Below are 23483 nucleotides of genomic sequence, written 5' to 3' on the forward strand. Positions count from 1 at the left end.
TAGGTTAATGCATTAGACATTCAATTTATTGTCTTACTCATTTCAAATACCTTTATTCACATTTTTTTCCTGAAAATTAAAACCTGAAATTGAAATTTTATACCTTTGCCTGCAAAAATAAAACGTCATGAAAGTTTTCCTGAATATTTTAGTTACCCTTGTTGTTATCGGGCTTGCCATCTGGCTGTTTTTAATCATCCGCAAACCTATCGTTGAAAAACAGGTTAACCAGATCAAGAAAAACGAAATCATCAAAAGACTTGAACTGGTCAGAGCAGCTCAGTTTGCTTTCAAAGAAGCCAACGGAAGGTTTTGTGGCGACTGGGACAGCCTGATTTCTTTCTGTAAATCAGGAAATATGAGAATTGTGAAAACCATTGGCGACCCAAACGATTCAACAATTGTTGTCAGGAGAGATACTTTTTACATTCCGGTAAAGGATACCCTTTTCCCTGCCAATTATTACCTCGATTCGCTGAAATTTATTCCATTCACAAAAGGTGGAATATTTGAACTGAAGGCAGGTGTGATCAATCAAAGGGGTGTTCCTGTTCATGTCTTTCAGGTAACAGACACCAAACCTTTTGATCCCGAGCATGTGCTGATTCTCGGATCAATGACAGAAGTTAATTATTCCGGAAACTGGAAGTGATGCCGGGTGAATGCAGCATAAAAAATCCTGAGATTTACCGCATTTCACCTGAGAAGTTTCTTCATTTTATTTACCTTCATCAAAAATACACTGCTTCAACATTTTATCTGCCTGAAAAGAAAATGTTCTATAATCTGACGGTCAGGCTTTTAGAAGAAGGGCAGGCACCCCCGGAAGACTGGCTGGAAGAAATTGAGGAACCTTTTGGGAAGCTAAGAAAAATCGCTATTCTGGCTGGCAGAAAGTTTACCCTTGTGCCTGAACCATATTTTGAGACAGGTACTGAGAAAAATATTCTTTCACTGAACTTCAATATGAATGATAATGAGATAGTTAAAAAAGACTTTTTGCCTCCGTTACAGGCTTTTATCCTTTATTCAGTACCTCCTGTCATGGTCAGTTTTCTTGAACACTTCCAACCTGAAGCTACCATACATGCCATTCATCCCTTTTTTCTTTCTTCAGTCAGTAATATTCGTCAGGCTGCAGCCAGAAGCATGATTCTTCACGTGGAAACGGAGTTCATCTATATTCTTGTTTTCAATCAGAAACATGAACTGCTATTGGCCAATTCTTTTCCATACAAAGCTGCAGAAGATATACTTTATCATGTACTGAATGTTTGCAGCCGGCTGGAGATTAATCTGTCAACAGACAATTTTTTAATCAGTGGGGATTATTATCCCGACACAGAATTTTACAAGCTGATTTTCAGATACATAAAATATCCGCTCACTCACAGGTTACCTGAAGCAATCAAATTTCATGAGGTTTTTGAGAAGTTCCCCTTTCATTCATTTTTTAATCTGTTTTCGACTGCTTTATGCGTATAGTTTCAGGGATATTCAGGGGCAGACATATAGTGCCTCCCAAAAACCTGCCTGTCAGGCCGACAATGGACATAAGCCGCGACAGTTTTTTCAACATCCTGAACAGCGTATATTACTTTGAAAATCTGACATTTCTCGATCTTTTTTCAGGGACGGGAATGATGAGTTATGAGGCCATATCGAGGGGTTTTAAAAAGGTTGTTGCAGTCGAGATTGATTACAGGTGCTGCCGTTTTATCAGCGGACAATTCAGGGAGTTTCAGGCCGGTCAGGCAAGGGTAGTGCGTGCTGATGCACTTAAATTTTTACAAACTATTGAAGATCAGTTTGATATTGTTTATGCTGATCCTCCTTACCAGTATCCGGATTATTCCAAAATTCCCGAACTTGTTTTTGAAAGGAAAATTTTACATCCTGACGGAATACTTGCACTTGAACATTCAACCGGTCTGGATTTTTCCGGGCATGCATTTTTTTATCAGCAAAGAAAATACGGGCAAAGCATCATTAGTTTTTTCAAAATAACAGTCTGATTATGTTAAAAGTTAAGAAGTTCATTTTTAATTCTTTTGGAGAAAATACTTATTTGGTTTATGATACAAATGGTGAAGCCGTTGTTATTGATCCCGGAATGTCTGATTCCGGTGAAGAAAAACAGTTTATCAGCTTTTTAAATGATAATAAGCTGAAAATCATAGGTTTGATAAATACACATTGTCATATTGACCATATTTCAGGGAACAGATTTATAGCCGATACATTTCAGGTGGGTTTAAGTGCACATCAGGGAGAAATGCTGAATATTCAGATTGCCGATCAGCAGGCAGTTTTGTTTGGGATGCCAAAATCGAATACACCTGCTATTTCAGAATTTCTTGAAGAAGGAGATGAAATAAAAATTGGTGAATCGAGTCTGAAAGTTCTTCATACGCCCGGTCATACCAGCGGAGGAATCAGCCTGTATGCTGAAAAAGAGGGCTTTATTGTTTGCGGTGATTTGATTTTCAGAGGAAGTATTGGCAGGGTTGACCTGCCCGGAGGTGATTATGACACGATTTTGAAAAGTATCATGATGAAAATCTTTACTTTACCTGAAAACACAATTATTTATTCAGGACACGGAGATGAAACGACAGTGAGTTTTGAAAAAAAATTTAACCCCTTTTTCAGATAGGGATTAGTTTTTCTTATTCAGGTTAAACTGCAGGCTGAAACGTACGGTGTTTTCCAGCGGGCTGGTTTGTGTGGCATATTTATTATTGGTTGGGATCAGATACGACACATCGAGGTTAAATACGGTATATTTAATGCCAAGTCCGAGGGTTACATATTGACGGTTGCCTTTTGTTTCATGTTCATAGAAATAACCGACCCTGCCGGCTACCTGGTTGTTGTACCAATATTCAAAACCAACAGCGGGGTTTATTTCCCTCAGTTCTTCCTTGAATCCGTCAGGAGCATCATAAAAAGATTGAACCATACCGGCAATAACCGGAACATCAGGATTTTTCCCCCTGTGAATGACCAGCGTTCCATCATTAGGGTTGGTGATGGGATTTCCGAAAGAATCAACCATATAAACGGGGGTGGTGGGAACCAGCAGTTTGTTCAGGTCGAAAACAAAGCCTAATTTATTGTATTCATCGATATGATAATTAAAATAGGAGCCGATTTTCAGGTTGATGGGGATAAAATCCCTGTCGGTTTCATCGGTATAGGTGATTTTTGAGCCAACGTTGGAGATGTTCATGCCAAGACGGACATCCATGTCTTTCCCACTGACTTTGATGGGTTCTGGCTGCCAGTAGGTCGAAATATCACCACTGAAGGCAATGCCCGGGCGTGTTTGCGTCCCATTGCTGAGGGGAATATTACTGGCAAGGTTTGAATAAATAAAACGAAGGGCGAGTCCCAGCGAAAAAGTTTCTGAAAGTTTTCGTGCATAGGCACCATCAAGAGCCAGCTCATGAGGGCGGAAATCACCCATGTATTCCCCGAAATCGTTGGTAAATGTAATATCTCCAAGTGAAAAATATCTTAAGGATGCCCCGAAAGCCGACATTTCGTCTATTCTGGAGTAAATCGAAAGGTATGAAAGATTAATATCGGGTACGAGTGCCTTTAACCATGGGACATAAGAGAGGCTTAAACCCATCGGATTATCGACAAATGCAAGTTTTGCAGGATTCCAGTGTATGGAATTGGCATCAGGAGTCAGGGCAACACCTGCATCTCCCAGTGCTCCACTTCTCGAATCAGGCGTAATCATCAGAAAAGGAACTGCTGTTGTTACTACGTTCCTTCTGCCATCAAGGGTGATGATATTTTGTCCGATACTTTTTCCATAGGTAAAAAGACAGGCAATGATGATTAAAAATGCCTTAAAACCGATAAATTTTTTCATTATTGATTGATTATTCATTCGACAAAGATATACAACGATGATAAATTTTAATTATTGCCATTGAAAAAGATTGTTTTACATCTTCCAACGGCTTTTTTCCCGTCACGGGTGGTTAGTGAAACGGTGATAAAGTAAACCCCGCTTTCGATAGCCTTTCCAAAATCTTTGTTTGGATTCCATTCTACAGAAATATTTCTGCTGGCATCTCCGGAAAATTGTCCGCTGATGGTTTTTACGATTTGTCCCTGTGCTGATAAAATATCAATTTTGACATCAAAAACCTGTCCCGACAAATTATGTTCAAATGAAACAATAGTCGATTGGTTGAACGGATTGGGATAAGTGAAGACATTTTCTATGGCAGGTTCATCCGATTTAACTACTTCAAAATCAACACTTCCTGTAGCAGAATTGTTATGGACATCCCATACTTTTACTACCATGGTATGTTTTCCCTCTGAAAGATTGGTTAACTGGTAATAAATCTCCCCTTCCTTATAGCTGTTAAGTCTTGACTGGTAATAGGGATTCAGTACGATAGGGTCTTCATTGTCAAGATAACCCAGAATTTCATGACCTATCCCGTTGCCGACCGTATTAATTCCGCTCGGGTCGTAAACTATGACGTAGAGCAGCGGGTTTTCACCTGTTATTCCTCCCGAAATAAAGTTGGAATCTCCGATAAATACCCTGACAGATGGTCCTTTCTGGTCATTGAAGATGGAATCGGAAGTGCCGCCAACAATAAAATTGTCGTAATAGCCGCTTCCGTCAATCTGATTGTTCGTTGCGTAAAAGCTGATTTTTCCAAAGTCTTCGGCATAGGAAATATCTTTCGGAACAATAAAGGTGAAATTGAACATTCCGCTGTCAACACTCGAAACTCCCTGAAATATTACATTGTTCATGAGCCTGAATGCCACAGATTTATTGTAATGGTCGTTATCGAGGGTTTTAATGGTACTGGCCTTATCAAAAATAGTGGTGTTTACTTTTCCGTTAAAATTTACAAGACGGTTACCCTGAATGTCTTCAACTTGTCCGCTAATGTTAATTTTCTCCAAAGCGCGGAAAGTATCAGGAACAGACAATGCTTTTACGATATAATCAGGATATGCAAGTTTCATGGAGGGGTCTCCCAGTAAAATAAATTTTCTGGTGTTATCCGAAAATCCTGTCTTGTTTTTTGTTTCAATCAAAATATCTCCTAATCGTTTATGCAGCCCGTTTTTGCGTTCAAAGAAGTTGTCTTTATACAAATTCGTAGTTAATACTTCATTTGCCTGCACATAAACTACCCTTGAGGTGGTGAGTAAGGCTACGGCCCCGCCTTTTGGATTCAGCAGTACCAACTCACCTGCCGAGACCCTTGCCGGATCGTCATAACGGCTGAATTCACAGGTGGCGGTTACAAATACTGGTAATTTGTCAATGTTTTTCCATGAATTTATATCGCTGATTTCCAGTACTCTTTCGTGTGCCCAGCCTACTTCGCCACCATGTCCGATATAGTTGACCACCAGATTCCCTTTTTCAACCTGCTCGTTGATTGCTTTCTGGGCCTCCGGATATTTCGGACCATTTGATGATGATACCTGCTGATAGGCATCCATATAAACTTTATTAATATTCAGGTTTTTTACATTGTTCGACAGATAGTTTGACAATACCTCAGAGTGCTCGATATGGGCATTGAATCCTCCGTCATCCACATCATCCGATACGAAAAGAATATTGTTTCTCCAGTTTCCCATGCTCGCTGTTGAATAATAATGAATAATTTTATTGACTACATTTTCAGCTTCAGTTTTTGTCGATACAGAGAGTCTTCCGATGGCTATGTCCATTTTATCATACATGGAAGCATAAAGGTCGTCAAAGTTTCCTTCGGAATCGTCCAAAAAGCCATAGAAATCATCAGAAGCATAGGATGAGATGGGGCTATAGCAGATTAAACTCTGAAAGGTAGGGATGCGGTTGGTATTTCCGGTCAGAACATCACGGTAGTCGTAGGAGGCGTCACCGATCAGCAACACATATTTCAGCTGTTTTTCGGGTTGGGTGTTGTTTTTATAAATATGTCTCAGAAAATCCCGTATGGCTGTAATGTCCTGAACGCCAGATGAAAATTCATTGTAGATTTGTTGCGGAGTAGTAATAAAAACACTCAGAGAATCATTTTTTCTTCTGAAATCGGCCAGCTTGTTGGCCTGAGGCAGATATTCGGGATAGGAGATAATGACCATATCTACATTGGCGATGCCATGAAGGTTTTGATTGGCAATTTTTCCGGAAAATAAAGGAGTGTATTCACTTCCGGGGGCACAGGCAATAAAATGATGATTTTCAACAGGTTTTATTCTGAAAGAAAAGATATTTCCGTTTTTAACTTTTTGCCGGGAGGCAGGCAGGCACTTTGTTGTTACATCCCACAGGTAAAAATCGCTCAGGCTGCTCGTGATACTAAGCTCAGAAACTTTGTTCAGTGGAAGGGTATCGTAAATGTTGAGTTGTCCGCTGTTAAGTTTCAGGTTAGCCCGTGCATTCACGGAAATATAATTAAGCCAGCCAATGGCATTGCTGTTGGGCTTGTTGTAGGTCAGCATAAAATCAAGTTCATTTTTTACGGGAAGAAATGAAAACCTGTTGACAGCCGTTGTACAATAGTTGGCCAGATAATCTCCGGTATTTACCGAATTGATGTATTGTGTAAAGTTGTTGCCATGAATATTAATAGTAAAGGAGCTGTTGGAAGAAGAGCGTCCGGCAACATAAGAAATAAAACTGACAGGATAGGCTTTGTTAATGTCAGGGACATTGAATGAAACGGATAGTGTGGAAGTAGTTTTCAGCTCTTCCCCGAACCAGTCTCTGCCCGATTTTACATAATCATTAATTTCGGTGCGCATCACTTTTTCATGAAAATCGAGCCAGATATAGTCGCTGATGGTTTTTTGGGGTGTCTCGGTCAGTGAAGGGATTTCACTGATTCTTAACCCTTCATCCTGTGAGATGGTCAGAAAATAGCAGTTATAATCGGAATAATAATGAAAAGAATGTTTAAAAACCTTCCCGGTTGAATCATAATACCATTGATGGGGGCTTTCTCCATAAAACAAAATAAAGTCATCCGGATTGAATACATTATCTTCCTGTCCTGAAACATAGATGGCATTTTCAATCAGATCTTCCGGTCGTTCTGCCTTGTTGGGCATGGGAAGCATGCCACCGCCAAATCCATAAATCCTGATTTTCTTAGGATTAATCTTTGACGGATCGATTCCCATGTTTTTGAGAAAATTATAATCAATCTTGTAAATGCCTGATTCCTTTACTTTTAGCATATACCATTCGCCTTCTGCCAATACCGATTGGGTAACTGATCTGTAGGTTTTCTTCCCGGATAACAATTCCTCATTAATTCCCTTTATGTCGATTTCAATGGTAAAACTGACAAGGCGTTCCGCCTGATTGGTCTGGCTATTTATGTGGTAAGGAAAAACAACAACATCATATGAATTCATTCCTTGAAAAACAGAACTGTTGACATAATAAACAGGTTTATCAGGAATGTGTATATTCTGATGCAGCTCAGGCTCATAGGTCAGGTTTTTCACTGAGATGATATATTCGGTGCCGGTTTCGGCAAAAAATGTTTCATGAAAATAAGGGGTAGGAAATGATGAAAAATCGATACTGGCATTATCAAAAGATGAGATCGTAATTTGTTCGTTATCAATGAGGTAAATGGTTTTTTCTTTCCAATCAAGCTGTCTGTCGAGTGTCAGTTTTTCCTGAGCAAAAACTGGCTGATTAAAAAATGACAGAAAAAAAAGCAAAATATATAGAGAATACTTACGTTTGTGGTTTAAAAAAGGATCGGAAAAAATCATAAATAAAAAATTTTTTTATTCACAGAACGAAAAATTAATATTAAAATTGCACGGTCAAAAAAAGATTATTGACTTGATAAAATGAAAAGGCTTACTGCCATAGCTGTTTTACTGATTCAAGGATTATACCAATTACATGGTCAGGATCCTCACTTTACACAGTTTTATGCCAATCCGCTTTATCTCAATCCGGCTATGGCTGGCGCAGCAGGCGAACACAGGATAATTTCCAACTACCGCAATCAGTGGCCAAATATTGAAGGTTCCTATGTAACTTATTGTATGTCTTATGACGGGCACTACGATGCCATTATGGGAGGAATAGGTGCTCAGGTATTGTACGACAGGGCCGGTGTCGGGCAATTATCTCATTATATGTGGAATTTCATGTATGCCTATCAGTTAAATGTTTCAAGAAAGTTTACGATAAAGGCCGGTTTGCAGGCGCAGTTTCATCAATTCTCCATCGACTTCGATTTATTAACTTTTTACGATCAGATTGAGCCGAGAAAAGGTTTTGTGAAACCCACCTCAGAGCCACTGCCCAATGGCGGAGGTATTTATAAGACAAAATTAGTCAATGATTTTGCTGCAGGAATCATGGGATATACCAGTAAGTTTTATTTTGGTTATGCCATGCATCACATTATTACCCCTACCATCAGTTTTTATTCAAGCTCAGAGAGTTATATCCCTCAAAAATCGACTGTTCATCTGGGGATGATGATCCCGATGGAAGCCGGGCGCGACCCCAAGCAGTTTTTCTCCCCCAATATTCTATTCCAGCAGCAGCATCATTTCTGGCAGGCTAATATTGGTGCATACTATATTATGGATTATTTAATCGGAGGTGTCTGGTACAGACAAACTTCGCAAAATACAGATGGATTAATGGTTCTTGTTGGCTTAAGGAAAGATCCGGTTAAATTTTCCTACAGCTTCGACATTACAAGTTCAACTGTCAGGTTCGGGTCTCCCGGCAGCCATGAAATTTCCCTGATTTTTACCTTTAAAACCTACAAACACGAGCCACCGATTAAATACAGAAAATTAATTTGTCCAACTTTTTAAATGTATAAATAATTTTAGTAGTACCTTTGCGTTAAGATACTGAAATTTAAAAAATTGAAGCATGAAAAGATTTATTAAAATTGCTTTTATGATGTCACTTGCCGTGTTACTGGTATCGTGTGCAGGTGAGCGTTCAAAAACCACGGGATGGAAGTACAATGATGTTAAATGGGGTGGTTTTGAAAAGCATGATTATAAAGGACAGGAAACCGGTCCAAATCTGGTTTTTATCCAGGGAGGTACGTTTACCATGGGTCAGGTCGAACAGGATGTTCGTTTCGACAACAATGCTTACCCGAGAAGAGTTACAGTTACCTCATTTTACATGGATGAAACCGAAGTCAGAAATATTGATTACCGTGAATATTGCTACTGGCTTCTCCGTGTATTTGTTGATTATCCTGAAGTGTATGAACATGCATTACCGGATACCAACTCGTGGCGTGTAAAACTGGGCTACAATGAGCCGATGGTACGTTATTATTTCCGTCATCCCAATTTTGATGAATATCCGGTGGTAGGGGTCAACTGGATTCAGGCATCGGGTTATGCTGCATGGAGGACCGACAGGGTCAACGAAATGATCATGATCCGGGAAGGCTTCCTGAAACCCAATCCTGACCAGATTAATGAAGATAACTTCAATACCGAAGCCTATCTGGCCAATCAATATGAAGGTTTGGTAAAAAAGAAAGTTAAAGCCTATACTACTAACGAAAAAGAACGCAGGGTTCGCCTTGAAGATGGCATCATGCTTCCCGATTACCGTTTGCCGACCGAAGCTGAATGGGAATATGCCGCTCTTGCTCAGGTTGGTGATGCTTTGTTTGAAAACGTAAATACCAGAAGACAGTATGCATGGGCAGGACATTCACTCAGAAAACAGGATACCCGACACAGGGGTAAATTCATGCTCAACATGAGAAGAGGAAGGGGTGACCTGATGGGTACTGCCAGTGAGTTGAACGATGCTTCAACCTATACAGCCGAAGTACGTTCCTACTGGCCTAATGATTACGGACTTTACAACATGACGGGAAATGTCAGTGAATGGGTGATGGATGTTTATCGTCCCTTGTCGCTCGAAGATATTGTTGACCTGAATCCTTTCAGAGGAAACGTATTTACCGTTCCTGCCAAGGATGAAGATGGCTATCTGCTCGAAAAAGACAGTTTGGGTCGTATTATCTACCGCGAAGTAACCCTTGATGAAAATATCGACAGGAGAAATTACCGTGTTGCCGACAATATTGGTTATCTGGATGAAGAAACCTATGAAAAAGGCGAACAAATGTATAATTTCGAAGTAAGTTCACTTGTCAACAACAAGGCAAGGGTCTATAAAGGCGGAAGCTGGGACGACAGAGCTTATTGGCAGAATCCGGGAACCAGGAGATTTCTGGATGAGACACAGGAATTATGTACGCTTGGGTTCCGTTGTGCAATGGTTCATGTGGGAGATTCAAAACGTCATTCACGCAATTTTTAATGTAATAAAAACATAATCAAATGAGAAAATCTTTAGTCATTTTCCTCATGCTGTTGCTTTCAGCAGTTATTGCTCAGCATGCATCAGCACAATTGGTTTATGGAGTGAAAGCCGGATACACGGGATATAAGCTGACCGGCAGTGACGTGTATGGTGGAATGAACTATGTCTATAATCCTTCTTTCGGGGCTAATCTGGGAATCAAATTCACTACTGATTTTCAACTTCAGTTTGAATTTTTATACCTGACCAAAGGAGTTCATCAGTTGTTTACTCACAAACAAACGATACATGCTTTTGAGCAAGACACCGTTCAGATTACCATTGCTGATGTGAAAAAATATGATAATACTCTGAAAATGAATTATCTGGAGGTGCCTGTCTATCTTCGCAAATCATTTTCGCTCAAAGGCGGTGTGTGGCCTTATGACAGAAAAATTGGACGTGTTGATTTTGACCTGTTTCTCGGTGGTTATTTTGGTTACCGTTTTGGCGGTACTGTTTCCCAGACAACTTTATGGAAACAGGATATCACCAAAAGAGGTATTACAACTCCCGGAACCGAAGTAAAATATGATACCAACAGCTTTTTTATCGGACAAAATATCACCATTACCAGTGTGGATTCGACCTATCCGAAAGAGATGTTTATTCCCTATGTTCCAACCAATAAACCTTCTGCTTCAAAAGACCTGGCTCCATTTGATGCAGGAATTATCGTAGGTGCTGGTTTTAGCCTTGAAGTTTCCGAACACGCCAAGCTTACTCTTGACATGCGTTATACCATGGGATTACTGACTATTGACAAAACCTATTTTAACGACATCGAATACCTGTTTACCCCCGATGGCTCAGGTCTGATTCAGATTGCAGGTAACAATTTTTCAATGACCACGCGAAGAACAAAAATGGATGTGAAAAATTCAGGTATCGGATTGTTTTTGGGTTATACCTATTATCTTGAATAACAATTTGTTAAAATATATTTTATTTAGGCTGTCTGAGAGGGCAGCCTTTTTTATTTTTTACGGAAAACAATTCTGACTGGTACTCCAGTAAAATCATATTCTTCCCTGAGCTTATTTTCAAGAAAGCGTTTATAGCTTTCTTTAATATATTGCGGGTGATTGGCAAAAAATGCAAATAATGGAAATTGTGCAGGAATTTGAGTTACATACTTGATGTTGATAATTTTTCCTTTCACACTGGGTGGATGAAACTCTTCAATAATGGGCAGAAAGAAACGGTTAAGCTCTGCAGTGGAGATTTTCTTTGTTTTGTTCTGATAGACATGAAAAGCTGCTTCCACAGCTTTCATCAACCTGGTTTTATTCAGAGCTGAAACCATGATCACCGGAACATCGTTGAAAGGAGCAAGCTTTTCTTTTGTTGTCTTGACAATGCTCTCAGCTGATTTGTTCGTTCTTTCAGCCAAATCCCATTTGTTAACCAGTATGACGACTCCCTTGTTTTTTCTTTCCGCCAGATTAATGATATTTACATCCTGACTGTTTATCCCTTCCTGTATATCGGTGATGACTATGCACACATCGCATTCATCTATCGATTTGACCGCACGCATCACAGAATAAAACTCAATATTATCGCGGACACTTGACTTTTTTCTAAGTCCGGCAGTGTCGATCAGCATGAAGTGGTAGCCAAACTTGTTGAAAATGCTATGAATGGAGTCGCGGGTAGTACCGGGAATATCCGAAACAATATGCCTGTCTTCTTCCAGCAACATATTGATAAAGGTTGATTTACCGACATTGGGCTTCCCGACAACAGCAAATTTTGGGATGTCGGGTGTTTCCACCAATTGCTTTTCGGATTTTAATAATTCCACAATTCTGTCGAGTAGTTCTCCTGTTCCTGAACCATTGACTGATGAAACCGGAAAAATTTCATCAAAGCCGAGCCTGTAAAACTCATAGCTTTCGGCAATAGTATCAAAATTATCTGTTTTATTGGCAACGAGAAGGACTGTTTTCTTTGATTTTCTTAAAAAGCGGGCAAAAACCTCGTCCAGATCTGTAATCCCAACACTGACATCTACCATAAATAAAACTACAGATGCCTCATTAACAGCTATTTCTACCTGTTTTTTTATTTCTTTCTCAAAAACATCCGTGCTATTTTCGACATATCCTCCGGTGTCAATGACGGTAAACTCATGACCATTCCATTCAGCCAGATCATATATCCTGTCGCGGGTAACTCCGCTTACATCATCAACGATGGCTTTCCTTTTCTGTATCAGGCGGTTAAACAAGGTTGATTTCCCTACATTCGGCCTTCCTGTTATTGCTACTATTCCTCCTCCCATGACAGTTTTAATTCTGCTGCAAATTTACTTCTATGGCTCCAATAAGTTTATCTTTTGTAAAATAAAGTATTTCAGTGGCTTGTATTTATACAATTAATTATTATGGCTGATATATTTTTGAAACTTTTCTTTATCTTAGCCTCCGATTTTTCTAAAGCTATTTATTTCAAAATCAAATAAACTGACATGAATTCAAGTAAACTCCTGATGTTATTCCTTGCGGTTTTATTTGTTTCTTCCTGTGAACTAATACCTCAGAAGCCGATCAATATCGTAGGGGTATGGTCGTGGGAAGCCGCTTTTGATAAGGAAAAAAATGACCTGATGATCAGTCATGATTATCATACCATTGAATTCCGTTCTAACCTGACTTATGAATATTCAATTGATACACTTGTCGTTAAAGGGGTTTATGAAGTGGATGAAGGGAATAATATTTTAAGACTTGATTATCATAATGTCTGGGAATTGCTTAAAGCCAATGACCATGAGTTGTGGATCAGAAACCTGACCAATGAAGGCCATGAATGGCATCTGAAAAAATAGTATTATAAACCGTAAACCTGTCTCATTTTTTGCCAAAGCTGTTGCTTTTCCTCCTTGTTCATCACCAGATCGGTCAGGCTAAGCGGACATATTATGACCTTTGACCTGCCAATGATTTCTATCTGACCGGAATTCATTCCGCTTGTATAGCTTTCGGGTAAACCAAATACAAAAAAGTGATTATCAGGCATTTTTGTGATAATATCGCGGATATGACGGTGATTACTTCTGGCTATATTGAACAATGCGGATCGTTCAACAGATGACTTTACCGCACTCAGAATATTGTCGAGAAAGATTTTATCTTTCGGTTTTATCCATTCCTGGTCTTCATACCAAACAATAATGCCGGTTTTTGAAGCATTGTTCCCGGAAAAAATCAGGTCATCTTCCTGGTTTTCATAGCTTTGTTCAGGTTCTGATACCACCGCAACAGGTTCTTCTTCCGGGAGGTAATCAGCTTTTACCTCTCCGTCTGCTATCATGATAAACGTATCATCAAACAATTCTGCCAGCCAGCGAAATGAATCATCCATACAATCGAAATGAAGATTTTGACTAAGTCAGGCTATGAACAAAAAGTCCGCTTCTGAGCTTGGGTTCAAACCATGTCGATTTGGGGGGCATAATTTTACCCGAATCGGCTATATCGATCAATTGCTGAATGGTAACCGGATACAAAGCGAAAGCAACAGCCATTTCACCGGAATTGATTCTTTTTTCAAGTTCACCAAGACCTCTGATGCCACCAACAAAATCGATACGCTTATCGGTTCGCGGGTCGGCAATACCAAGTATCGGATCCAGCACATTTTTTTGCAGGATATTGACATCCAGCACATCAAGAGGATCGTTCGGGTCGAAAGTGCCTTCTTTTGCTACCAGTTTATACCATTCTCCGCCCAGATACATCCCAAATTCATGAATAGCCTGAGGTTTATAAATGGATTTTCCCATTTTTTCCACATTCATCACTTTTTTGAGCTCCTGAAGAAAAGATTCCTGTGTCAGGTGGTTGAGGTCTTTTACTACCCTGTTGTAGTCGATGATACTCAGGTGGCTGGCAGGAAAAATTACGGTCAGAAAATAATTGTATTCTTCTTTTCCGGTATGGTTGGGATTGTTTTCTGCCAGGTCTTTTCCGATTTTAGCCGAAGAAGCGGAACGGTGATGCCCATCTGCAATGTAGGTATGAGGAACTTTTTCTGCGAAAAGGCGGGTAATTTTTTCCACTGTTTCCTGATTATCAACCACCCAAAGCGTATGATGAACACCATCATCGGCTACAAAGTCGTATTCAGGATTTGTTGCCACTACATTATTAATTAATTCATTGATCTCCGGCACATCCGGATAAGTCAGGAAAACAGGTTCGGTGTGTGCTCCGACTGCCTTGAAATGCATAATGCGGTCAATTTCTTTTTCGGGGCGGGTGAGTTCGTGTTTTTTAATGACATTGTTGAAATAGTCGTGGATACTTGAAGCGGCAACCAGCCCAATCTGACTGACATTTCCCATGACCAGCTTGTAAACATAATAATTTTCTGTCTTGTCCTGAAAAAGTATTCCTTCTTCAATCATCCTGTAAAAATTCTCACGTCCTTTCTGATACACCGGATCTGTATGAATATCAATGCCTGGTTCGAGGTCAATTTCTGCCTTGGCAATATGATAGAAAGAATATGGATTTCCTTTTGCTTCTTCACGGGCTTCTTCCGAATTTAATACATCGTAAGGTTTTGCTGCCACACGTGACGCAAGCGCTGCTTTAGGTCTGATTGCTCTGAATGGTTTAATGACTGCCATAATATTTTCTTTTAGTTTTAAACTTCAATTTGTTTGAGGGGCAATTTTAAGGAATAAAATTAAATGAGCTGAAATTTATTGATTAAATTGGCTAATATTCAGGCCTTTTTAAAATTTCAGAATAAATCACCGCTTCAATAGCATTAAATCGAAAATGAACATGTTCACCCTCTTCCTGATGTTTGGCATAAGCGGCTTCTTCGGCTGATTTGTGATCGGCAAGCATGCTGGATTCAATCATGCTTACCTTATCTGTATTGTATTGGTTATCATAGGAAAAGATTTCTGCCGGTTGGTTGTCGTAGGCGTCAATTTTTGCCTCATAATTTTCGTAAACCGGAGCTTTTTCTGTTGGAACTATCGTTTCTTCAACGATTTCTTTTTCTGCCGGAAATTCCTCCACAGGTGCCTGTTCTGCCCACTCATTCAGTTTTTTTTCGAGGGATTTGAAAAAATCATCTTCCCTGGGTGGTTGACCGGCAGGGCTTTTGGCAGGAACATTTTTCTTTTTCCTGAATAAAGGAACAATAATGGTCAGGATGATGAAAAAAAGATATAGCAGTGTTTCAAATTTCATATTTGGTTGTATCTTGCCCTCGTTTTAAAAATAATCTTGTTTAATTTTAAAGCAAAAATAAGCTTTTTATCAGAACCTTAAAAAAAAAAGTCTATGAACAGAAAACATAATTTTAATGCTGGTCCGTCAATATTACCGGTTATGACACTCGAAGCACTTTCGAAAGCTTCGCTGGAATACGAAAATATTGGCATGTCGATCCTTGAGATTTCTCACAGAAGTAAAGAATTTGAAGCCATCAATGATGAAGCCATGGCACTTTTCAAAGAGCTGTTAAATATTCCTGACGGTTATTCTGTTTTGTTTCTGGGTGGAGGAGCCAGCCTCCAGTTTTGCATGGTACCTTTTAACCTGTTAAACAAAAAAGCAGCTTATCTCAACACGGGTGAATGGTCAAAGAAAGCCATCAAGGAAGCCAAATTATTCGGAGAAGTTCAGGTGGTGGCATCTTCAGAAGACAAAAACTTTTCTTACATCCCAAAGAATTTTACCATTCCAACAGATGTTGATTATTTCCACATTACCACCAACAATACCATTTTTGGAACAGAAATCCTTACCGATATGGATTCTCCCGTTCCTTTGGTAGCTGATATGTCGTCTGATATTTTTTCACGCCCGGTCGATGTTTCAAAATACAGTCTCATTTATGGTGGTGCTCAGAAAAATCTTGCACCTGCCGGTGTTACCTTCGTTATTGTTAAGAATGATATTATCGGGAAGGTAGAAAGAGCTATTCCGACCATGCTCAATTATAAAACCCATATTGACAACAAATCCTTGTTCAATACTCCCCCTGTATTTGCTATTTATGGTGCATTGATGACGCTGAGATGGCTTAAATCATTGGGCGGCTTGAAAGTCATGCAGGAAATGAACCAGAAGAAAGCTAAGTTACTGTATGATGAAATTGACAGAAATCCTTTGTTTAAAGGCACTGTTGAAAAAGATTCACGCTCTTTGATGAATATCTGTTTCGTCATGAATGACCAGTACAAAGATTTGGAAGAAGAATTCTTCAATTTTGCCAAATCAAAAGGCATGGTTGGCATCAAGGGACACAGGAGTGTTGGTGGATTCAGGGCATCTACCTATAATGCATTGCCCTACGAAAGTGTGGTCGCTTTGGTAGAATGCATGCAGGAATTTGCAAAAATGAAAGCATAATTTTGTTTAACTGAATCAAAATCAAAGTTATGAAGAAAGTATTGGTAGCAACAGAAAAACCATTTGCAAAAATTGCAGTGGATGGTATCAGGGAAGTACTGGACAAAGCCGGTTATGAACTTCTTTTGTTGGAAAAATATAAAGAGCAAGACGATTTGCTGAAAGCAGTTGAAGAAGTGGATGCCTTGATTATCCGCTCCGATATTGTTGACAAAGCTGTTGTGGATGCTGCAAAAAACCTGAAGATAGTTGTCAGGGCAGGAGCCGGCTACGATAATATTGATCTTGCCGCCTGTACGTCAAAGAACATTGTTGCCATGAATACACCGGGACAAAACAGCAATGCTGTTGCAGAGCTGGCTATCGGCATGATGATTTACATGGCACGCAATAAATTTGACGGTTCATCCGGTACAGAGCTTCGTGATAAGACACTTGGGCTTCATGCATTTGGCTATGTCGGGAAATATGTGGCAGCCATTGCCAAAGGCTTCAACATGAAAATATATGCTTTCGATCCCTTCCTGAAAAAGGAAGATTTTGAAAAAGAAGGCGTAATTCCGGTCAGCTCTGTGGAAGAACTTTACCGTTCCTGCAGTTATGTATCGCTTCATATTCCGGCCAATGCCCAGACCAAAAAATCTATTGGTTACGACCTGCTGAAATTAATGCCCGAAAATGCCAATCTGGTGAATACCGCCAGAAAAGAAGTCATTGATGAAGAAGGTTTGCTGAAAATTTTTGAAGAAAGGGCTGATTTCAGGTATATGTCGGATATTGAACCTGAATGTAAGGATATCCTGCTTGAAAAATACGCCAAAAGAGTTTACTTTACGCCCAAGAAAATGGGAGCTCAGACCGAAGAAGCTAATATCAATGCCGGTATTGCAGCAGCAAGGCAGATAGTCAACTTTTTTGAACAGGGAGATATCAGGTTTAAAGTGAATTAGTTTGCAGAAAAAATATTTTTCTGTTTGCCTGTAAATATTGTATATTTGAACAAATTTTAAAGCCATGAAAAACTTAAGATTTTTGATGATAATCTGTCTCACCGGATTAATGATGGCCACTATTAATTCCTGTGTTGAAGACAATCCTGTCATTCAATTACCGGATAAAAATCTGGGAGCTACTGAAAATGGCAATCTTGAAGTATTTGCCAGAAAAGGGACAGCTACCGGACCATATCTCGGAAATGCGGTGGTAAAAATTTTTCTTACCGAAACAGACCGTACAAACGGCAATGTTTATCAGGCAAATACGACAGATCCGGTCGATCCTATTGCCCATGGAGCTTTCTTCAATAGTCTTCCGTTTCAAAAATATTATATAAGTGTTAGCTGGACAGGATCTGATGGCCTCTGGCAAGGTGTTGGTGAATGTTTTGTCCCTAAAGGTAAAACAACACAATATCATGTTACCTGTGTTCAGTAAAGTTTTTAAATGACTGAGTAAGCCATTCTCTCTTCCGGGGAATGGCTTATTTGTTTAAAAATGAATATGTTATGAAAAAATTTATTGTAATTTCATCGCTGATCTTCCTTGCTTCAGTACTTAATTTTTCCTGCAATAAAGAAACAACTGGCGAGCTGAAGGTATTGGTCAAAGCTGATAACAAATACTGGGGAAACATTACGGTGAAAATTTATAACTCTCTGACAGCCAAACAAAACGACAGTGCTTATGCTACGGCAAAAACAACCGTAAATCAGCCGGAAATTTACGGAGCTTTGTTTCTGGATTTACCACCCCAGAAATATTATATTAAAGCTGAATTTACGGATGGTTCTGACCAGTACAGCGGAGAAGGGGAAGCCACCGTACAGGCCGGCAAACAGGAGGTTTACACACTTGAATGTAATAAAGCAGCAGTCGGGAGCCTTGAGGTTTTTGTCAGGGAAAATTCGCTGACGGGGGCCTATGTCCCCAATGCCAATGTTGAATTATACCTTTCTGAAACCGACCGGGCCAATGGCTATTTTTTCAAAAGCAGTACGACTCCATCCGTTGATTTTGATAAAAACGGGGCATTGTTTGAAGGGTTGCTTTATCAGAAATATTACCTGAAAGCGTATTTTACCAAAAACAGTGAGCTATGGATGGGTGTAGCCGAAACCTTCATTATCCCGGGACAGAAAAAAGTCATTAATGTATTGTGTGTCAAATAAATAGTGATTTAATATGAAGAAAATCAACGTTTTATTCTTGCTTTTTGCTGCGTTGCTGATGTTTTTCGGGATTTCCTGCGAAGATACAGGGCCTGGAAAACTGACAGTGGTCGTTAAAGCAGATGGAAAATACTGGCCGAATGTAACTGTTAAACTTTATCTTTCAGCAGCCGACAGAGATGTTGACAATGCCTATCTGGATGGTGTTACCGGGCCTGTCAGTCCTGAGCAGAACGGAGCTGTTTTTACCAATTTACCTCCTCAAACCTATTATCTGAAAGCCATTTTTTCAGACGGGCAAGGAAAATATGAAGGAAACGCAGATGTTAGCATTGCGGCAGGAGAAGACAAGTTCTTTGAGCTTCAGTGTACCAAAATGCCAACCGGCAACCTGAAGGTATTTGTCAGAAAAGACCTGCCATCGGGAGTTTATATGGGAGGAGTCAATGTTTATCTGTATAAATCGGAGGCCGACAGAAATGCTGGCACTCATCTAATGGTTTCGCAGACCTCCACGGACAATCCCCAGGTAGATGGAGCTGTATTTAACTATCTGACTTTTCAGCGTTATTACCTGAAAGCTAATTTTGAAACAGGCGGTCAGCAGTATGAGGGTTTGGGGGATGTCATTGTCCCGGTTAACTCGACTACATCCTATCATCTGGTATGTACACCAAAATAAATTAACAAAGTTTTTGTGTTAAATTATTTTCTACGATAATTGCAAACAAATAATTTCAACCGAATAAGATGAAATACAGAATTATTACCCTATTCTTAATTTTAAGTCAATTAAGCCAGCTTGCTTTCGGACAAAAAATCACGAATCCGGAAAGTGTTGTTTACGACAAAGTAAAAGACAGGTACATAGTCAGTGATCCGGGCGGGCCTGCTATCATTGCTATTGCCTCAAACGGCACTAAAACCATTTTACATGAACAGGGATTGTTTTTCCCGAGAGGTGCAACTATTGTCGGGAATATGCTGTTTGTGAATGATTTGGGAAAGGTACTTGGCTTCGATCTTACAACTGACCAATTGGTAATTGACACTATTATTCCCGGTGCTCAGGGATTAAATGACATTGTTGCTGACGACAAAGGCAACCTTTACATGTCGGATGATGTACTGAACCAGATTTTCAAGTTTGAAATTGCTGATACTGTCGGTTATGCATGGATAACAGCCGGAATCGATGCCCCCAATGGCATGTATTTCGACAAAGCCAATAACCGTCTGGTGCTGGTTTCATTCATCGATGACTCGCCCATTCAGGCCATCAACCTGACAACAAAAGCGGTTTCCACTATCAAAAATACTACGCTCGATCTGCTGGATGGTATTGCAGTTGATAAAAACGGAAATTATTATATCTCTTCTTGGGGCACAAATAAAATATACCGCTACAATAGTAATTTCGACTGGGAAAAAGAATTTTCAACGGGACATGACGGGCCTGCCGATATTTTATTTGTTCCGGAAAAAGACCTGCTGGCCGTTCCGAATATGAATAAAGGAACTATTGATTTTATTCCGGTTTCAACCGTTTCAGTGAAAGAAAACCTTAGTTCTGAAGACTATCATGTCAATGTCTATGCCTCACCTGCCAAAGATGAGATTATACTTGACTTTACTCTCGAAAAACCTGCTGTTATCGGTGTTGAGCTTGTTAATGTTTCGGCAAAAACAACCCAAAAAATTGCTTCAGAAACATTCTTCGATGGTGTCCACGAAATAGGTATTCCTACAGACGGTAAAAAAGGAGTATTCATTGTCAGGCTGATTATTGATGGAAAACCTGTTGTCAGAAAAGTAAATTTGTAAGCATTCAAAGGAAATAATTAGCTTTACGGGCAAATTTCCTTGCCTGATTCATGAAAATTTTAAACTTTAGGCATTCTGTTGCTATCCTTTTCATACTGTTTTTAACAGCATGCCGGAATGAAACAATTCAACCTTCAGGCTTACTGGTTATGCAAAAAAGGCCTTGTGCTGAGTTTAATTCCATCATCATCAACCTTCCCGCAAATGTCAGGCTGATACCTTCAGAAAATCATGAAATTCACGTTGAAACGGATGACAATTTACTGGATTATGTCAAATCCAGGGTAAGAAACAGACAATTAATTATTTATAGCAACAGACAATTTCTTCCTTTTACAGAACTGAATATTGACATCAATTTTAAGATAATAAAAAGAATTCAGCTAAATGGTCAGGCATGGGTTTACAGTGACGACACCATTGGCGCGAATAAAATTGAACTAACTATTAATGATTTAGGAAAAACAGATTTAATGCTGAAGACAAAAGATCTGAAAGTGATTTTACGTGGCCGGTCTTTTTGTAAACTGGCCGGACAATCCGGTTTTACAAGCATAAAAGCTTCAGGAATTTGTAAAACAGATGCTTTTGCCTTAACTTCAGATAGTCTTGATTTATTGCTGCGACAGGAATCGGAAGCAAGGGTTTCTGTAAAAAAACAAATAACAGGCAAAATAAAAAACAATGCAAGGTTGTTAATTAAGGGAAATCCCGTGTTGGAGGTTGAAAAACTGCATGGGGCATTTATTGTTTATGAAAATTAAATTATGGATACTGTTTTAATAGTTTTAGGTGCCATTGTGCTGGCAGTGGGAATAGCAGGCTGTATTTTACCTGTTTTGCCCGGCCCCTGGTTGAGTTATATTTCACTGATTTTGTTGCAATTTACTTCATCTCACCCTTATTCTGTCAGGTTTCTGATTATTGCAGGGGTGATGGTGGCTATTGTTACTGTTTTGGATTATCTTGTGCCTGTATGGGGTACTAAAAAATTTGGCGGCAGCAAGGCAGGTGTCAGGGGAAGCACTGTCGGTCTTTTCGCAGGCCTGTTTTTAGGCCCTTTCGGTATTATTCTCGGCCCCTTTCTCGGTGCTGTTGCGGGCGAATTAATAGCCGGTAAAAACTCAAAGGAGGCATTACGTTCCGGATTCGGTTCGTTTGTTGGTTTTCTGGCTGGTGTGGTCATGAAGCTCGGAGTTTCTGCTTTTATTGCTTTTCATTTTATTAAAGCTTTGATCTGAGAAATTCAATGCCTTCTGGTGCTAAAATATTGCTATTGATGAGTTTTATGATAAAGATGCTCATTGCTTACGGACAGGATAGCAGCATTGCCAGACTCGATATTTCAAACTTTTCAGATTGTGTTTCAGCCATGTCCATTTCTACATCCAATATTGTTGGCCCGACCACTTCACCTCATGGCTATGGAAAAATAATAGAATTTAAGGATAATCCTGTCGGGAGCTTGTATTTCTTTGAAAAAGAGCATCATACGGTATGGTATAAATTCAGGGCACTGCAAACAGCCTGGCTGGTGTTTGACATTTTTCCGCTTCAACCAGCGGATGATTATGATTTTCTGCTATTTAAGGCAGGCGACAATTTCTGCAACGACATTTTTCAGAAAAAAGCTGTTCCGGTCAGGACAAATATAGCCCGCACAGGAGGTCAGAACGCTGGAAAAACCGGCTTGTCTTTGCAGGCTTCACAGGAGTTTGTCAGGGCAGGACCCGGAGATTCCTACTCGAAAGCTCTCAAGGTCAATAAAGGTGATTTGTTTTATCTTGTATTGGATAATGTCTATGAGAAAGGTGAGGGGCATTATATCATTTTTGACTATCTGGATGATAGGGGTAAATCTCTGTCGCCTAAATCCATTCGGGGTAAAGTGATGGATTTGGAAACAAGGCAACCGCTACAGGCAGAGATCACATTTTATGATATATCTGGGGCTCAAAAAATTTCATCAGCCACTGCAGATATTTCAAACGGAGAATTTTCTATTTTGTTACCTGCTGATATTCAATATTTTGAAACTTATAAGCTGTCTGTTTCAAGGCAGGGATATTTCTTTAAGGATATTGAAGTCGTTCCTTATCAGCTAATCAACAAACGTGAAAAAACCGAGATATTTCTGGCAAAGCTCAGAGAAAATAAGAGCTATCAGATCACCAACATTTATTTTTACCCCAATTCTCCTCAGTATATTTCTGCCTCAGAGCCCGTACTTAATGACCTGCTTAAACTTATGAACGAAAATCAGGGAATGAAGATTGAAATTCAGGGACATATTGATGGATGTGCCGGAAATGATTATATTATTACAAAGCTTTCAGAATCAAGAGCTTTGAATATAAAAAAATATCTGGTTGACAGGGGTATTTCGCCAGACCGCATCATTGCGAAGGGATACGGATGTCAGAAAATGATTTATCCAAATCCTGAAAATGAAGAAGAAAGGCAGATGAACAGAAGGGTTGAAATCATTATTCTGAAAATGTAGCATGAAAAAGGAAAAGAAATATGTGACGGTGGGATTATATCATAATCCGCTTCAGGCGGCACTGGACTGTGATATACTATGCAGAGAAGGCTTGCATGCAAAAGTGGAAGATATGGATACCATCATGAATACTTCCTTTTACAAGGATGAACTGGGTGCAGCCCGTCTTTTGGTTCCAGAAGAAGAAATGGAAAAAGCATTTGAGATTCTTGCCAGTTCAAAGA

24 protein-coding genes are annotated in these 23483 nt (G+C 39.5%); 18 read left to right on the forward strand and 6 right to left on the reverse strand.

The window, feature by feature from the left end; genetic code table 11:
* The first annotated feature begins 127 nt into the window (after positions 1–127).
* From GX437_11885 to GX437_11900, 4 genes are read left to right on the forward strand one after another with little or no spacing between them, the layout of a single operon-like run.
* Entirely contained in the window at positions 128–652 is a 525-nt protein-coding gene (locus GX437_11885) for a hypothetical protein (GenBank protein NLJ08354.1), read from the forward strand.
* On the forward strand, positions 652–1485 hold the full coding sequence (locus GX437_11890) for a DUF3822 family protein (GenBank protein ID NLJ08355.1): 834 nt from the start codon (positions 652–654) through the stop codon (positions 1483–1485). The genes GX437_11885 and GX437_11890 overlap by 1 nt, the downstream gene beginning before the upstream one ends.
* Positions 1476–2015: a 16S rRNA (guanine(966)-N(2))-methyltransferase RsmD gene (gene rsmD / locus GX437_11895; GenBank protein ID NLJ08356.1), complete on the forward strand. Its 540-nt coding sequence runs from the start codon at positions 1476–1478 to the stop codon at positions 2013–2015. Before GX437_11890 ends, rsmD begins: the two co-directional genes overlap by 10 nt.
* A gap of 2 nt (positions 2016–2017) precedes the next feature.
* Entirely contained in the window at positions 2018–2656 is a 639-nt protein-coding gene (locus GX437_11900) for an MBL fold metallo-hydrolase (protein ID NLJ08357.1), read from the forward strand.
* A gap of 3 nt (positions 2657–2659) precedes the next feature.
* Here the strand turns inward: GX437_11900 and porV are convergent, their stop codons facing one another.
* Both porV and porU read right to left on the reverse strand, forming a co-directional pair.
* Positions 2660–3889, reverse strand: a complete 1230-nt coding sequence (porV, locus tag GX437_11905) for a type IX secretion system outer membrane channel protein PorV (protein ID NLJ08358.1) — start codon at positions 3887–3889, stop codon at positions 2660–2662.
* Between the two features lie 44 nt (positions 3890–3933).
* The gene (gene porU / locus GX437_11910) at positions 3934–7779 is read right to left on the reverse strand and encodes a type IX secretion system sortase PorU (GenBank protein ID NLJ08359.1); all 3846 of its coding nucleotides are present in this window, start codon (positions 7777–7779) and stop codon (positions 3934–3936) included.
* 81 nt (positions 7780–7860) lie between these two features.
* Between porU and GX437_11915 the strand changes: the two genes are divergently transcribed.
* The 3 genes from GX437_11915 (at position 7861) to GX437_11925 (ending at position 11307) form a co-directional block, all read left to right on the forward strand.
* Positions 7861–8850: a type IX secretion system membrane protein PorP/SprF gene (locus tag GX437_11915; GenBank protein NLJ08360.1), complete on the forward strand. Its 990-nt coding sequence runs from the start codon at positions 7861–7863 to the stop codon at positions 8848–8850.
* 61 nt (positions 8851–8911) lie between these two features.
* The gene (locus GX437_11920) at positions 8912–10339 is read left to right on the forward strand and encodes an SUMF1/EgtB/PvdO family nonheme iron enzyme (GenBank protein ID NLJ08361.1); all 1428 of its coding nucleotides are present in this window, start codon (positions 8912–8914) and stop codon (positions 10337–10339) included.
* 20 nt (positions 10340–10359) lie between these two features.
* On the forward strand, positions 10360–11307 hold the full coding sequence (locus tag GX437_11925; GenBank protein ID NLJ08362.1) for a PorT family protein: 948 nt from the start codon (positions 10360–10362) through the stop codon (positions 11305–11307).
* Positions 11308–11357: 50 nt separating this feature from the next.
* Here GX437_11925 and GX437_11930 read toward each other — a convergent pair whose 3' ends face one another.
* The gene (locus GX437_11930; GenBank protein NLJ08363.1) at positions 11358–12668 is read right to left on the reverse strand and encodes a ribosome biogenesis GTPase Der; all 1311 of its coding nucleotides are present in this window, start codon (positions 12666–12668) and stop codon (positions 11358–11360) included.
* A gap of 186 nt (positions 12669–12854) precedes the next feature.
* On the opposite strand from GX437_11930, the gene GX437_11935 reads away from it, so the two are divergent.
* Positions 12855–13214 carry a hypothetical protein gene (locus GX437_11935; protein ID NLJ08364.1) on the forward strand — a complete coding sequence of 120 codons (360 nt, stop codon included), beginning with the start codon at positions 12855–12857 and terminating at the stop codon, positions 13212–13214.
* A 2-nt stretch (positions 13215–13216) separates the two neighbouring features.
* Here the strand turns inward: GX437_11935 and GX437_11940 are convergent, their stop codons facing one another.
* From GX437_11940 to GX437_11950, 3 genes are all read right to left on the reverse strand, one after another.
* Positions 13217–13750, reverse strand: coding sequence for a hypothetical protein (locus GX437_11940; GenBank protein NLJ08365.1), 534 nt, complete (start codon positions 13748–13750; stop codon positions 13217–13219).
* 22 nt (positions 13751–13772) lie between these two features.
* Positions 13773–15020, reverse strand: coding sequence for a DUF1015 domain-containing protein (locus GX437_11945; GenBank protein ID NLJ08366.1), 1248 nt, complete (start codon positions 15018–15020; stop codon positions 13773–13775).
* A gap of 91 nt (positions 15021–15111) precedes the next feature.
* Positions 15112–15597, reverse strand: coding sequence for a hypothetical protein (locus tag GX437_11950; protein ID NLJ08367.1), 486 nt, complete (start codon positions 15595–15597; stop codon positions 15112–15114).
* A gap of 93 nt (positions 15598–15690) precedes the next feature.
* On the opposite strand from GX437_11950, the gene serC reads away from it, so the two are divergent.
* From serC to GX437_12000, 10 genes are all read left to right on the forward strand, one after another.
* The gene (serC, locus tag GX437_11955) at positions 15691–16764 is read left to right on the forward strand and encodes a 3-phosphoserine/phosphohydroxythreonine transaminase (GenBank protein NLJ08368.1); all 1074 of its coding nucleotides are present in this window, start codon (positions 15691–15693) and stop codon (positions 16762–16764) included.
* A gap of 29 nt (positions 16765–16793) precedes the next feature.
* Positions 16794–17714, forward strand: a complete 921-nt coding sequence (locus tag GX437_11960; protein ID NLJ08369.1) for a 3-phosphoglycerate dehydrogenase — start codon at positions 16794–16796, stop codon at positions 17712–17714.
* Positions 17715–17778: 64 nt separating this feature from the next.
* Positions 17779–18198 carry a hypothetical protein gene (locus GX437_11965; GenBank protein NLJ08370.1) on the forward strand — a complete coding sequence of 140 codons (420 nt, stop codon included), beginning with the start codon at positions 17779–17781 and terminating at the stop codon, positions 18196–18198.
* 71 nt (positions 18199–18269) lie between these two features.
* Positions 18270–18932 carry a hypothetical protein gene (locus tag GX437_11970; GenBank protein ID NLJ08371.1) on the forward strand — a complete coding sequence of 221 codons (663 nt, stop codon included), beginning with the start codon at positions 18270–18272 and terminating at the stop codon, positions 18930–18932.
* Positions 18933–18945: 13 nt separating this feature from the next.
* Entirely contained in the window at positions 18946–19614 is a 669-nt protein-coding gene (locus GX437_11975; protein NLJ08372.1) for a hypothetical protein, read from the forward strand.
* A gap of 68 nt (positions 19615–19682) precedes the next feature.
* Positions 19683–20756, forward strand: a complete 1074-nt coding sequence (locus GX437_11980) for a hypothetical protein (GenBank protein ID NLJ08373.1) — start codon at positions 19683–19685, stop codon at positions 20754–20756.
* Positions 20757–20905: 149 nt separating this feature from the next.
* Positions 20906–21520, forward strand: a complete 615-nt coding sequence (locus GX437_11985; GenBank protein ID NLJ08374.1) for a DUF2807 domain-containing protein — start codon at positions 20906–20908, stop codon at positions 21518–21520.
* A gap of 3 nt (positions 21521–21523) precedes the next feature.
* Entirely contained in the window at positions 21524–21997 is a 474-nt protein-coding gene (locus GX437_11990) for a DUF456 domain-containing protein (protein ID NLJ08375.1), read from the forward strand.
* A gap of 38 nt (positions 21998–22035) precedes the next feature.
* Positions 22036–23259 carry an OmpA family protein gene (locus GX437_11995; GenBank protein ID NLJ08376.1) on the forward strand — a complete coding sequence of 408 codons (1224 nt, stop codon included), beginning with the start codon at positions 22036–22038 and terminating at the stop codon, positions 23257–23259.
* A gap of 1 nt (position 23260) precedes the next feature.
* Positions 23261–23483, forward strand: a 223-nt coding sequence (locus GX437_12000) for a hypothetical protein (GenBank protein ID NLJ08377.1), incomplete at its 3' end; no start/stop codon positions are given.

The sequence above is a fragment of the Sphingobacteriales bacterium genome (assembly GCA_012517435.1).
Classification (GTDB): Bacteria; Bacteroidota; Bacteroidia; order CAILMK01; family JAAYUY01; genus JAAYUY01.